The 13,652-nt window shown below is 63.0% G+C and carries 10 protein-coding genes; 4 read left to right on the plus strand and 6 right to left on the minus strand.

Annotated features, from left to right (window positions below):
* Window positions 1-93: 93 nt before the first annotated feature.
* Window positions 94-1,011 carry a LysR family transcriptional regulator gene (locus AC1RQ9_RS09645; RefSeq protein WP_227672385.1) on the minus strand — a complete coding sequence of 306 codons (918 nt, stop codon included), beginning with the start codon at window positions 1,009-1,011 and terminating at the stop codon, window positions 94-96.
* 105 nt (window positions 1,012-1,116) lie between these two features.
* Here AC1RQ9_RS09645 and AC1RQ9_RS09650 point away from each other — a divergent pair, with 105 nt between their 5' ends.
* Window positions 1,117-2,841, plus strand: coding sequence for an NAD-dependent malic enzyme (locus tag AC1RQ9_RS09650; RefSeq protein ID WP_485986682.1), 1,725 nt, complete (start codon window positions 1,117-1,119; stop codon window positions 2,839-2,841).
* Between the two features lie 85 nt (window positions 2,842-2,926).
* Window positions 2,927-4,996: an FUSC family protein gene (locus tag AC1RQ9_RS09655; RefSeq protein ID WP_485986683.1), complete on the plus strand. Its 2,070-nt coding sequence runs from the start codon at window positions 2,927-2,929 to the stop codon at window positions 4,994-4,996.
* 111 nt (window positions 4,997-5,107) lie between these two features.
* Here the strand turns inward: AC1RQ9_RS09655 and AC1RQ9_RS09660 are convergent, their stop codons facing one another.
* Genes AC1RQ9_RS09660 through AC1RQ9_RS09670 form a run of 3 tightly spaced genes read right to left on the minus strand, consistent with a single transcriptional unit; the run spans window position 5,108 to window position 9,344 of the window.
* Entirely contained in the window at window positions 5,108-6,667 is a 1,560-nt protein-coding gene (locus AC1RQ9_RS09660) for an efflux transporter outer membrane subunit (protein WP_485986685.1), read from the minus strand.
* Entirely contained in the window at window positions 6,654-7,730 is a 1,077-nt protein-coding gene (locus tag AC1RQ9_RS09665; protein WP_485986686.1) for an HlyD family secretion protein, read from the minus strand. Before AC1RQ9_RS09665 ends, AC1RQ9_RS09660 begins: the two co-directional genes overlap by 14 nt.
* A gap of 18 nt (window positions 7,731-7,748) precedes the next feature.
* On the minus strand, window positions 7,749-9,344 hold the full coding sequence (locus AC1RQ9_RS09670; RefSeq protein ID WP_193731505.1) for an MFS transporter: 1,596 nt from the start codon (window positions 9,342-9,344) through the stop codon (window positions 7,749-7,751).
* Window positions 9,345-9,515: 171 nt separating this feature from the next.
* On the opposite strand from AC1RQ9_RS09670, the gene AC1RQ9_RS09675 reads away from it, so the two are divergent.
* Window positions 9,516-10,481, plus strand: a complete 966-nt coding sequence (locus tag AC1RQ9_RS09675) for a LysR substrate-binding domain-containing protein (RefSeq protein ID WP_485986687.1) — start codon at window positions 9,516-9,518, stop codon at window positions 10,479-10,481.
* A gap of 141 nt (window positions 10,482-10,622) precedes the next feature.
* On the opposite strand, the gene AC1RQ9_RS09680 is transcribed toward AC1RQ9_RS09675, so the two are convergent.
* Both AC1RQ9_RS09680 and alr read right to left on the minus strand, forming a co-directional pair.
* The gene (locus AC1RQ9_RS09680; RefSeq protein ID WP_485986688.1) at window positions 10,623-11,879 is read right to left on the minus strand and encodes a D-amino acid dehydrogenase; all 1,257 of its coding nucleotides are present in this window, start codon (window positions 11,877-11,879) and stop codon (window positions 10,623-10,625) included.
* Window positions 11,880-11,913: 34 nt separating this feature from the next.
* A complete protein-coding gene (gene alr, locus AC1RQ9_RS09685; RefSeq protein ID WP_485986689.1) occupies window positions 11,914-13,059 on the minus strand; it encodes an alanine racemase in 1,146 nt (381 codons plus the stop codon).
* A 140-nt stretch (window positions 13,060-13,199) separates the two neighbouring features.
* Between alr and AC1RQ9_RS09690 the strand changes: the two genes are divergently transcribed.
* Window positions 13,200-13,643 carry an Lrp/AsnC family transcriptional regulator gene (locus tag AC1RQ9_RS09690; RefSeq protein ID WP_019086029.1) on the plus strand — a complete coding sequence of 148 codons (444 nt, stop codon included), beginning with the start codon at window positions 13,200-13,202 and terminating at the stop codon, window positions 13,641-13,643.
* Window positions 13,644-13,652 lie beyond the last annotated feature (9 nt).

Genomic DNA, 13,652 nt, shown 5'->3' on the forward strand with positions numbered 1-13,652 from the left:
TGATAAAAAAGAAAAGTTTTTGGGTGTCGCCTTTTTTTCAAAAAGGCGGCGTTCTTCGAAGCTTTTTGAAAAAGCGTCACCAGAAACTTTCTCTTACGTCCCGAAATAGTTCTGGCGCAGTTCACGCCGCACGAAATCAAGGAAAAACCGCGTGCGCGAGGGCAGGTGCGCGCGCGAGGGATAGACGGCATACAGCGTCACGTCCTCCCATGCATAGGTGCTGAGACATTCGATCAGACGACCGCATTTCAGGTCATCGGCAATATCCCAAAGTACCTTCAGCGCAATGCCCCGCCCGTTTACCGCCCAGTCATGCACGACCTCGCTGCTGGATGTGGCAAGCCGGGGTGTGACGTGGATTTCCTTGCGCACCTTGCCGTCCAGATAGGCCCATTCATTGAATATGCGCTGGCGGCGGATCAGGCAGATGCAGTCATGTTTCAGCAGGTCATGCGGTGTGGCGGGCAATCCCTTGCGCGCGACGTAATCAGGGGACGCGCACACCACGCGGCGGCTGTTGATCAGGCTGGTGGTCATGACTTCCTGATCCGATGGCATGCCGGGGCGGATGGCAATATCCAGACCATCATCGATCACATCCAGTCCCGCATCCGACAGGGTCAGGTGCACGGTGACATCGGGATACTGCCCGACAAAGGCGGCCACCACGCCAGCCAGCAGCTTGCGCCCGATTTCCGATGGCACGCCCACGCGCAGCAGGCCGTGCGGGATACCGGCGCGCGCGGTCAGTTCGGCCTCGGCTTCCTCCACTTCCTGCATGATCCTGACTGCGTGCTCATGCAGGCGCTGGCCTTCTGCCGTCAGGGCGAAATGGCGCGACGTGCGCGTGACCAGACGCGTGCCCAGACGGGTTTCCATGGCGCTCAGGCGGCGGCTCATGGCGGCAGACGACATGCCCATGGCGCGTGCGCACCCGGCAATACTGCCCGATGCGGTCAGGATGCAGAAAAACTTCAGGTCACTGATTTCATCCGGCATAAGGCGTCCCATGATTGCGTCTGGCGTACGGTTGGCGTGCAATCGTATGCCCTACACGAAGATGTGCAGATCCGTATCCTGCGCACTCTTCAACTGTTATCGCAATATCGGGTTCTTATGTCGGATACAGTCCAGTCCACCTGTCACACTTCCCTCAAAACAGCGCTGTCAGGCAGGGAACTTCTGGATTGTCCAGTTCTGAACAAGGGGAATGCATTCGACAGCCGTGAACGTGACCTGTTTGGATTGCATGGCCTGCTACCCGCACGCATTGCAACGCTGGAAGAACAGGCCGACCTTGCCCGTGCGCGGCTGGCGGCGCTGCCGGACAACTTTTCGCGACATATTGCGCTGCGCGAAATCCAGGACAGGAATGAAACGCTTTTCTACGCCATTATCGATCAGGCGCTGGAGGCGTGGCTGCCCGTCATCTACACACCCGCGATTGGCCGGGCCTGTCGGGAATTCAGCCATATCTGGACCCGCCCGCGCGGCCTGTTCCTGAATTACACGGACCGGGGCCGCATTGCCGAAATCCTGTCAGACCCGCAATGGGACGGGGTGCGCGTGATCGTGGCCAGTGATGGCGGCAGCATCCTTGGCATTGGCGATCAGGGGGCCAATGGCATGGGCATCCCCATTGGCAAGCTGTCGCTCTATACCGCCTGCGGCGGCCTGGACCCGGCGCGCGCGCTGCCCATCTTGCTGGATGTCGGTACGGATAATGCCACCTTGCTGGAAGACCCGGAATATATCGGCTGGCGGCACAAACGCGTGCGTGGGGCGGATTATGACGCTTTCATTGCCGAATTCGTGGCAGCCGTTAATGCGCGCTGGCCCGATATTGCCCTGCATTGGGAAGACCTGTCGGGTGCGGACGCGCTGCGGATCCTGCGTCGCTATCGTGGCGGGATGTGCACCTATAATGACGATATCCAGGGTACGGCCGGGGTGACGGCGGGTGCGCTGCTGGCCGCGATCCGTGCCGGTGCGGCCCCGCTGGCGCAGCAGCGGATCGTCATTTTTGGCGCAGGTGGCGCGGGTTGCGGCATTGCCGACCTGCTGGCGCAGATGATGGTGACTGACGGCATGACGCCTGAGGAGGCCAACGGCCGTTTCTTCATGGTCGATATCAATGGTCTCGTGCGCACGGGCATGGACGGCGTGACCGAAGGCCAGCGTCCCTTCGTACAGCCTGCTGATATCGCGGCAACGTGGAATGTGGCTGATCCCGCCCATGTCACGCTGGCCGAGGTGATGGAAAATGCCCGTCCCACCATGCTGATCGGCACATCGGGACAAGGTGGCGCCTTTACGCGTGATATCGTAGCCCCCATGGCGCGGCAGTCGGTGCGTCCGGTCATTTTCGCCCTGTCCAACCCCACCGCCAATATCGAGGCAACGCCCGCCGACCTGCTGGAATGGACGGGGGGACGTGCGATCATCGGCACAGGTGGTCCATTCGCCCCGGTGGAGTATGATGGACGCCAGCGTCCGGTGGACCAGATCAACAATTCCTATGTCTTTCCCGGCGTGGGTCTTGCGGTAGTGGCAGGTGGCATCACGCGCATGACGGATGGCATGTTCCTTGCCGCGGCCCATGCGCTGGCGGGGCTTTCGCCCGCCACCGGGGCGGATGATCAGGCGACAGCGCCCCTGCTGCCGCCCGTATCCGAACTGCGCACCGTGGCCATGGCCGTGGCCCGGGCCGTGATCCGGCAGGGACAGGCGGAAGGGGTTGTTGCCCCCCAGGCATCGCCCGAAACGCTCGAGGCCGCGCTGAATGATGCCGTGTGGACCGCACGGTACCGCCCGTATGAAAAGGCGCCCTCTGCCCGCTAGGCCTGCCTGAGACAATTTTCATGGGCAAACGGCTTCCATAAGGGGAAGTAAAACGTGTCCGCCATGCCATGACGGGCAGGATCAGATGAATATTTCCCGTTTCATGCCCGATCCGGTCATGCGCTGGCCGGTGGGTAGGGACATGCTGCGCTGGCTGTTCTGTCCCACGCCACAGGCGGTGGCGTTCGCGCTGCGCAATACCATTGCCTCCATCGTGGCGCTGGCCATTGCGCTGTGGATGGAACTGGACAGCCCGCAATGGGCGGTCGCCACCGTATGGTCGGTGGCGCAGGTGCGCCGGGGCGAAAGCATGTCCAAGGCGCGATGGCGTATCGTAGGTACGCTGGTCGGTGCTGTCGCGGCCGTGGTGTTCATTGCCGCCTTTCCACAGCAGTCATGGCTGTTCTTTCCCGCCGTGGCGACATGGATCGGGCTGTGCAGTTTCCTTGCCACGTTCTGCCTGAACTTCCGTTCCTATGCCTTCGTGCTGTCGGGCTATACCTGCTCGATCATTGCGGTTGCGGCGGCATCCGCACCGGACAACGTGTTTTTCATCGGCATTTCACGCGCCACCTATATTATCCTTGGCGTGGTGTGCGAGGCGGGGATGGCCATGCTGTTCACCGTCAGCCTGTCCACGCGCGCTCAGGCCACCATGGTGGCGCAGGTGGAAAACGTGCTGCATCGTCTGGGCACGCTGCTGCGCGAAATCGTGTTGCATGACCGTGACACGCTGGTCCATGCCGGTGAGTTTTCGGACATGGTGGTATCGGTCCATCAGGGGCTGGAATTCCCGGCCATCGAAATGGGGCGGCAGGTGCATGCGGGCGATCACGCGCGCGCCGTACTGGCGGAGGTCTCGATCCTTGTCACCCGCCTTGTCGGCCTGTCCGGCGGGGCGGAGCGCGCCATGCTGGCCGATGACGGAGTGTTGGCGGATACACGGGGGCAATTGCTGCATCTATGTGACCGGCTGGCGGCCTGCCGGTTGAAATCCGGAGCGCTGGACGGCGTGCAGGCGCAGGTCACGCACCTGCGCACCCTGTTTGAACGGCGCGCGGCGTATGGTGAACAGGAAACGGCCCGCATTACCCATGGCGTACTTGCGGCCACGATGGATGATCTGGAAACGGCGCTGGATCACTGCCACGCCATTTTCAGCCCGCCAGCGCATGACCGTTTCCGCTTCCATCTGGGTGGCCACCGCGATATCCGGCTGGCGTTGTATAACGGGTTGCGTGGCGCCGCCGCCATCATGCTGGCGGCTTTCGTTTACGAATGCACGGCGTGGCCCGGCGGCATGGGGTTCATCGCCATTACCACGCTGGTCTGCGGGCTGTTTGCCACGCGTGAAAATCCGGTTGTGGGCACGACGCGGTTTCTGTCGGGGGCGGTATGGTCGGCTGTTGCCGCGGGCACCCTTGACCTGTGGATCCTGCCTTATCTTACGGATTACGAGGAATTCGCCTTCGTGCTGGGCATATTCCTGTTCGTGGGCGGGCTTGCCAAATGTAACCGGGGCACGGCGGGGGCGGCTGCGGCCTATGGACTGCTCATGCCCAACCTGCTCATGCCCGGTAACCAGAGCCGGGTGGATGAAATCACATTCTTGAATGGTGCCTTCCACACGGTGCTGGCGGTGGGGCTGAGCGTGCTGGTGTTCCGGCTGGTCCTGCCATTCCGCGCGCGGGACGAACGGCTGCGTTTTGGCATGCATATACGTGGTGAACTGCGGCGGCTGTGCCTTGTGCCCCTGCCGCCATCGCCACAATGGTGGATTGGCACCAGCGTAGACCGGATCGGGCGCATGGTGCGCCATGCCGCACAGGAAAGGGACCGCAGCGCTGCCGCCGGGATCCGGCTCATGCTCATGTTTTCTTCCGTCGGGCTGAATATCCTGCTGCTGCGCCAGCTCAAGCGGCAGCGACGCGATACGGTATCGGACGTCATTACCGAACTGTTGCGTGTGCTGGTGCGCTACCGGCCGGTCAGCCCGCGCGGCATCGCCATGGTCCGGGCCACGCGCAGGCGGCTGGCCCATATGGAAAAGGCCGATCCCGGCAATGCCAGGCTGCTGGAGGTGCTGGCCTGCCTTGACGGGATCAGCCGCACGGCTTCGGCCTGCGTGACCGCCATGGCGGCGGGAGTGGAATAATGCCTGTTATATCCGGGAATGATAAAGGTTTTCTGGGTGTCTCCTTTTGTCAAAAAGGCGGCCTTCCTGGTAGCTTTTTGAAAAAAGCTTCACCAAGAACGTCTTTGTTTTTCAGCCTTTTTTCCGGCGTGGCTGGGGCAGGGGATAACGGCTTTCCCATCCACCGCCCAGCGCGCGATACAGATGGGTGACGGAAGTCGAGACCGCGACATCCGCCTCGACCAGGCGGGACTGCGTATCGAGCAGCCGGTCCTGCATTTCCAGCACATTCAGGAACGCAGCCGAACCTTCGGTGTACTGGCGCTGCGCGGTGCGCACGGCAATCTGGTTCTGCTCCACGGCGGCGGCCAGCCGGTCGCGCTGGTTCTGCGCTGATGACAGGTCGGCCATCGCGTCATCGATTTCCTGCCATGCCTTGAGCATCGTGCGCTGCAGCATGATGGCGGCTTCCTTCTGCTGTGCCTTGCGCAGGCGCAACTGGCCCGTCAGCCGACCGCCCTCGAATATGGGAAAGGTCGCGGTCGGGCCAAAACCGTACTGGCGCGATGCCCAGCTTCCCAGCCCGCTGAACTGCAGCGCCTGCACATCAAGGCTGCCCGACAGCGTCACGCGCGGGAAGAAATCGGCAATGGCGACGCCAATGCTGGCGGTGGCGGCATGCAGCCGTTCTTCCGCCATGCGAATATCGGGCCTGCGCTCCGCCAGTTGCGATGGCAGCCCTGCCGGAATTTCACGCGGCACCGGCGGCACGCCGCCGCCAGGCCCAAGGTTCTGGGTCAGTGCGCCGGGTTCGCGGGCGACCAGAAAGCTCAGGGCGTTGAGCAAATGCGTTTCCTGATCCTGCAGCACCGGAAGGCGGGAGCGGAATTCCTCGTACTGGCCCGATGCATCGGCCACGTCCATGCGGGTCGCGGCCCCTTCGTCCAGGCGGCGCGTGGTCAGGTGCAGCGTATGGCTGGCCAGGTCGATGTTCTGCCGGACAATGGCCATGCGTGCCTGTACGCCGCGCAGGTCAAGGTAATCCTGCGCCGTTTCCGCCATGAGTGAGACCATAAGCCCCCGGCGCATGTCCTCGGTCGCGTGCATGGCGGCGGTGGCGGCTTCGACCTGACGGCGCACATGTCCCCACAGGTCCACTTCCCACGCTGCATTCATGCCGTACTGCGGCAGGTTGAAGGACGGATTGCCGATCGAACCGGGCATGGCCGTGGGACCAAAGCCCTGCGTGCCGCTGGCGATCGTGCCGGCGCCCTGCTGCTCCATGGTGCCCAGCAGGCCCAGTATGCCATTGGTGCTGGCGCGTTCGCGGGCATAGGAGGCATTGGCTTCGGCATGGGGAAACTGGGCCGCACTTGCGATACGGCGTTCGGCCATGCTCTGGGCAAAGCGCCATGATGCGGCTTTCAGGTCAAGGTTGTCCTGCGCCACCTGTGTTTCCAGCGCGGTCAGGGTGGCGTCATTGAAAATGGTCCACCACTGCGCGTCTGTCTTCGCATCAGTGACGTGGCTTTCGGCAGGCGGCAGGCTGTCATGCCATGTCGCAGGCGCTGGCTGGGGTTTGCGGTGATAGTTGGGGCCAACCGTGCAGCCGGTGGCAATCAGTGCGATCATGCCAAAGGTCAGCAGGGCGCGCGGATGGCGTGCGGCGTGCGGGATGTTACTGCCAGACATAGCGGGCCTCCGTCGCGTGGGGGCCGTCAGGCGGGGTTACGGTATCAATGCGGGCTTCGACCGACATGCCGACACGCACCAGCCCCGCCAGCGTCTGTCCGGGGTCGAACACCAGCTTGACGGGAATACGCTGCACCACCTTGGTGAAGTTGCCGGTGGCGTTGTCCGGCTGGATCGGGGCGAAGGCAACGCCGGTGGCGGGGGCCAGGCTGTCCACGTGGGCATGCAGCGGGTGGCCGGGAAAGGTATCGACCCATATGGTCGCGCGCTGCCCGGTGCGGACATGGGTCAGCTGCGTTTCCTGAAAATTGGCCAGCACGTAGGCCGCCTGTGTCGGCACCACCGCCAGCAGGGCCGTGCCCGCATGGACATAGGCCCCCACGCGCACGCCACGTTCACCCACCACGCCTTCGACCGGGGCGGGGATGGTGCAGTAGGACAGGTTCAGTGCTGCCGTATGTTCGCGCCCGCGTGCCTGTTCCAGTGCGCCCTGTGCATGCAGCAGGCGCGCGCGCAGGACCGCGACCTGATCGGCTTCAGCTTCGACCGCGGCGTTGTCGTGGTCAAGACGGGCCTGCGCTTCCAGCAGGCGGGCGGCACTGTCCTGGTTCTGCTCCTGCGTGCCGGACCCGTCCGCCGACAGGTTACGGTACCGCCGCGCATTCTGCTGGGCAAAGATAAGCTGCGCCTGATCTGCGCTGACGCTGGCATGCGCCTGCGCGATCAGGGCCGACTGGCGCACCAGCTCGGCCTCAAGGTTCGCAACGTCGCCCTGTGCCGCTTCCCGCTCACCCCGTGCTGTCTCCAGCGCGGCCCGGTAATCCTCGTCCTCGATATGGGCCAGTTCCTCGCCGGGGTGGACGGCCTCGTTATCCTGCGCGATCACGCGGTCGATGCGGCCGGGCACCTTCGGCGCCACGGTGGTGAAATCCGCCGTGACATAGGCATCATTGGTATATTCGCTGGTGCCGTTACCCGATACAAGCCGGTCGGCGGTCCATGCGGCCGCAACCAGGACAATGACCGTGGCGCCAGCCAGGATGATGGGTTTCTTGTGGGGCATTGCTTTGGACCCGATCATTCAGTGTGCGGCAGGTGCGGGGACCGGCGCACGCGGGGGGTAGATACGTCCGGGCAGGATTGCCGTCAGGACAAGGAAAAAGGCGCAGATCCACATGACCAGCAGATAGATGTCCGCCAGCGCCAGCACGGTGGCCTGTTCATGTACGTAGGTATGGAAGATCTGCAGCGCGTTGCGCGCCACATGCCCCGCATCGGGCGACGTGGCCGCGATCTGCCCGGCAATGGGGTCGCCCATGCCCGACAGCGCCGTGCCGTGTGTGCCATGCAGGTCCAGCAGCATGGTAGAATGATACTGCTCGCGCCGGCGCAGCATGACTTCGAACAGGGCGGTGGCGATGGCGTTGGCCATGCCCTTGAGCATGTTCACCATGCCCGAGATCATCGGCCCGTCCGCAGGCCCCAGCCCCAGCGCTGCAAGCATGAGGGTGGGGATGACCACCATCGGCTGCCCGAAGACCTGCAGGATCTGGATGACCATGAAATTGTCGCGCACCCAGTCCGGCGTCAGCCACGTGCCCAGCCATGCCGCAACACCAAGGCAGATTAGCCCGATGGCCAGCACGTACCGGCAGTCCACCGCGCGGAGATTGCACAGTGCCGCCGTCAGCGGCAGCAGGATTAGCTGCGGCAATGCGACCACCAGCGCCACGGGTGCTGCCTGAATGGGCCGGTAGCCACGGATATCGGCAAGGTAGGTGAACGGGATTTCCGTCATCAGCCCGCAGATCATGAGTGACGCCACCAGCGTCAGCAGGGATGCGGCGATATTGCGGTTACCCCAGAACTGGATGCGGAAGAACGGGCTGTGGTGGAACCATTCATGCGCCAGGAAGGCAATGAACAGCGCCCCGCCCCAGAATGTCAGGTGCGTGATGACGGGGGAGCGGAACCAGTCCAGCCGGTCGCCCTGATACAGCACCGTCACCACGCACATGATGGCCGGAACCCCCAGCATGAACCCACGCCAGTTGAAGTTGCGGAACCGTTCCCAGTGCGACGGATCGCGCGGCAGCCCCCAGCCGATCATCAGCACCGCCACCGCGCACAGCGGCAGCGTTTCCCAGTACAGCCACCGCCAGCCGACATGTTCGAACCACATCGCCTCCAGCGGGCCGCCAAGGTTGGGGCCAAAGGTCGCACTCATGGCATACCCGCCAATGCCGAACACCCGCAGCGGGGCAGGCAGGTATTTGAGCATGACGGTCATGAGGATGGGCGGCAGGCACCCCGCCGACAGCCCCTGTGCCGCGCGCAGGATGCACAGCGTGGTCATGTCGGGCATGTAGGGTGCGGGAATGGCCAGCAGTCCCAGCAGCGCCGTCATGAACAGGGTAAAGCGGTAGATGGAAAACGTGACGTAGAACCACGGCGTGAACGCCATCGCCGCGATGTTGAAACATTCATAGATGGAAATGAACCACGTGCCTTCATCGTGGCCGATATGCATCGCCCCACGGATATCGGGCAGGCCGATTTCCGTGATGTGTTCATTGAAACCGGCGACATGCACGGCCAGCAGAACCCCAAGGCACCCCACGACCGTGCGGATGCCAAAGGGCGGGATATAGGAAGGGGCGGCGTGGGCGGCGTTCACATTTATCTGTCCCGATGGGAAAACAGACACATGATCGGCGCGGGGGGCGTGCGCGAATACCCATGATCGCGTAAGGTGACACTTTCATTTTGCGGATTGGTCAAATCCGTTTTTTCAGGATAATCGGGACGGCTGCATTCCGGTTTCAGTGTAGGGAAGACACGCAGGGTCATGAGGAAACGCTACGATCTCGACCTACTGCGCAGTCTTCAGGCCCTGATCGAGGAAGAAGGCGTCTCCCACGCCGCGCGCAGGCTGCAGGTGAGCGAGGCCGCCATGAGCCGTACCCTCGCCAAACTGCGCGTGGTCTTTGGCGATCCCATCCTGGTGGCGTCGGGGCGCAGGCTGGTCGCCACCACCTTTGCGCTGGGGATCCGTGAACGGGTGCAGGCGCTGGTCGAAGGCGCGGATTCCCTGCTGGAGGAACAGAATGCCCCTGACCTTGCCGGTCTGTCCCCCCATTTCACCCTGCGGGCGAATGACCTGATCGTGGGGGCGTTCGGGGCTGCCATCCTTGCGGCGTTGCGGGCCGAATGCCCCGGCTGCACCATAACCTTCGCCCCGGAAACGGATGAGGAACCCAGCAACGACCTGCGGGAAGGGCGGATCGACCTCTATCTTGGCGCATCTGATGACATGCGGTCGGAAATACGCCGCCAGAGCATTTTTCCCACGTCCTTCCGCGCACTGGTGCGCGCGGGCCATCCCATCCTGACCGAGGGGATTACGCCCGCCTCGGTCGCGCGGTACGAACACATAAGCGTGTCGCGCCGGGGACGGCCGCACGGACCGATCGATACGGTGCTGAAGGAACGCTTCGGGCTGAAGCGGCGGGTGGTCATGGTCGTCCCCACCTATTACGCCATGGTGGAAACCCTGCGCATGACGGACATGATCCTGCCGTTGCCGGGTATCGCCATTGATTACCTGCCCATACGGTCCATGCATCTTGAAGAGTTCGAATTTCCCTTCGAACTGCCCCCGGTGCATTCATTTCAGGCATGGCACCCACGGCGTGACAGCGATCCGGTGCATCGCTGGCTGCGCAATACGGTCTATCAGGTCGTGCGCCAGCGCGGGGATGTCCTGCCGGATGGGTTTTCCCCCGCCACGGTGGCAGCGGGGAATGGGACATAAAGGCCGGTCGCAAAACCCGTCTTTGAGATACAAGGCAGAATATAAAGAAGTTTTTGGTGAAGCTTGTTTCAGCAAGCTTCAGGGGACGCCGCCTTTCTGAAAAAAGGCGGCACCCAAAAAACTTTTGTTCTCAAACTGTTTTTACTGCCCGTAGCGCACCACGCCCAGATCCTCGTACGGGATGTCGGGCATGCGGTTCGACATGATGTCAGCCAGCACCCGGCCCGACCCGCAGGCCATGGTCCAGCCCAGCGTGCCATGCCCGGTGTTGAGGAACAGGTTGTCATATTTCGTGCGGCCGATGATGGGCGTGCCATCGGGGGTCATCGGGCGCAGGCCGGTCCAGAATTTGGCCGCTGCGATATTGCCGCCACCGGGGAACAGGTCGGTCACCGAATGTTCCAGCGTCTCCCGCCGCGGCGCGCGCAGCTTCGTGCTGAAGCCTGCCAGTTCTGCCGTGCCACCCACGCGGATGCGTTCGCCAAGGCGGGTGATCCCGATCTTGAACGTCTCATCCATGATGGTGGAAACCGGGGCCTGCTTTTCATTCACGATGTCAGCGGTCAGCGAGTAGCCCTTGACCGGATAGATCGGCAGGTCCAGCCCAAGGCGGCGCACCATGGCTGGCGAATAGCTGCCCAGTGACAGGACATAGGAATCCGCCACCATCTGGCCGCGACTGGTCTCGATCCCGGTAATGCGGCCACCATCATTCGTCATGGTGCGGATGCGGGTGTCGTAATGGAAGGTGACGCCAGCCTTCGCCGCCATGGCCGCAAGGCGCTGGGTGAACAGGAAGGCATCGCCCGTTTCATCACCCGGCAGGCGCAGGCCGCCCACAATCTTGTCCGCCGATGATGCCAGACCCGGTTCGGCCCGCACGCAGCCTTCGCGCGTCAGGACTTCATAGGGGACATTGTACTGTTCCAGCACGCGGATATCGCCTGCGATGGCATCCATCTGCTTTTGCGTGCGGAAAACCTGCAGCGTGCCCTGCTGGCGGTCATCATAGGTGATGCCGGTGCTGGCGCGCAGGTCGCGCATCACGTCGCGGCTGTATTCCGCGATACGCACCATGCGGCCCTTGTTGCGGTCATAGGCGGCTGTCGTGCAGTTTTCCAGCATCTGCACCAGCCATTTCCACAGATGCGGGTCAGGCATGGGCCAGAATACGAAGGGACGATATTTCATCAGCAGCCACTTGATCGACTTCAGCGGCACGCCCGGCCCGGCCCAGGGGGATGAATATCCCGGTGAGACCTGCCCCGCATTGGCGAAGCTGGTTTCAAGGCCTGCTTCGGGCTGGCGGTCCACCACAGTGACCTCATGCCCTGCCTGCGCAAGGTACCATGCCGATGTCACACCGACGACACCGCTACCCAGAACGATGATTTTCATTACACAGATGCCTTCTCTGGCGGGTGGAAACGCATCACGCCGCCTGTGTCAGGTACGCGCGATGGAAACGGGAACCCAGCGCCGTCAGCACTTCATAGCCAATGGTGCCAGCGGACCGGGCGACATCATCCACACTGCGGCGCGGGCCGATCATGTCCACATGCGTGGCCTGCGCCAGCACGTTTTCGGGCACGTCGCTTACGTCGATGGTGGTGGAATCCATGGAAATGCGGCCAAGGATCGGCAGCCGGTAGTCCCCCAGCCACGCACATCCATGGCCATCGGCGCCGTGGCGCAGGAACCCGTCGGCATAGCCGATGCCCAGTGTGGCGATCCGGCATGGTCCCGTGGCGCGCCATGTCAGGCCATAGCCCACGCCGTCTCCCGCGTTGATGGTACGGCGCTGGACAATACGCGCGCCCAGCCGCACGGTGGGGCGCAGGGGGTTGGGCGCGTCGTCATTGGGCGCCAGGCCGTAGAGGGCGGCACCGGGACGCACAAGATCGAAATGGTAATCAGGCCCAAGGAAGATCCCCGATGAGGCCGAAAGCGCCAGCGGGGCCGCAGGCAGGCGGGCGGCCATGGCGCGCAGGCGGTCGCGCTGCATGGTGTTGGCGGGGCTGGCCGGGGTATCGGCGCAGGCAAGGTGGCTCATCACCAGTTGCGTGTCGAGTCCATCCAGCAGGTCCGGGTTTGCCGCCAGTGTGGTGACATCCTGCCCGGACAGGCCGAAGCGGGACATGCCGGTATCAACCTGCAGGGCGGCGGGCAAGGGCTGTTCCATCCTGCCCGCATGCATGCGCCATCCGGCCACCTGTTCCATGCTGTTCAGCACCGGCAGCAGGGCATGGCGCGTGAACTCGGCTTGTGTTCCCGGCATCGGGCCATGCAGGACAAAAATGCGTGCGGTGGGGGCGACATGCGGCCGCAGGCGGATGCCTTCTTCCAGATGAGCGACAAAAAAGGTACTCGCCCCGGCCTGTTCCAGCACGGGGGCAACCCGGTGGGCACCCAGCCCGTAGGCATCAGCCTTGACCACTGCCGCGCAGGTGGTGTTGCCCGTGCGGGTATTGAGCAGACGGTAATTCGCCGCGATCGCATCCAGGTCAATTTCCAGCATCGCACCCGCACCCGGTGCGGCCCAGCCGGTAATGTGCGGGAAGGAAGGCAGGTCAGACATGGGGCGTGTACTCCATCGGGCTGGCGGGACAGGCTGATCGTACGCTGACTGAAACAAAATGTCCTGTCGTTTAACGCAATTTTATGCAATTAAGAATTGTCTGTACGCAATCATATACGAAAATAAGCGGAAAATTCACCATGGCATTCGATCGTCTGACAGACGCCATATTGCGCAACCTTCGCCATGACGGACGCATGAGCAATGCCGAACTGGCGCAGAAGGTCGGCCTGTCCCCCTCCGCCTGCCTGCGGCGGGTGCGTATGCTGGAAAAGGACGGGGTGATCCGGGGCTATCGCGCGCTGGTGGATGAGCGTTCGGTCCATGGCATGACCACCGTGATCGTACAGATCACGCTGGAACGCCAGACGGAGGAATGCCTGCGCCGGTTCGAGGCCCGCGTGCGCGAATGCGCCGATGTGCGCGAATGTTACCTGATGACGGGGGATGCCGATTATCTGGTCCGGGTCGAGGCACGGGATGCCGCCGATTATGAACGCATTCATAAGGAAGAACTGTCGCGCATGCCCGGTGTCGCCCGGATACAGAGCAACTTTGCCATCCGCACCGTCGTGCAGCGTTAAGTATTAATA

The organism is Komagataeibacter ossonobensis (assembly GCF_057359305.1).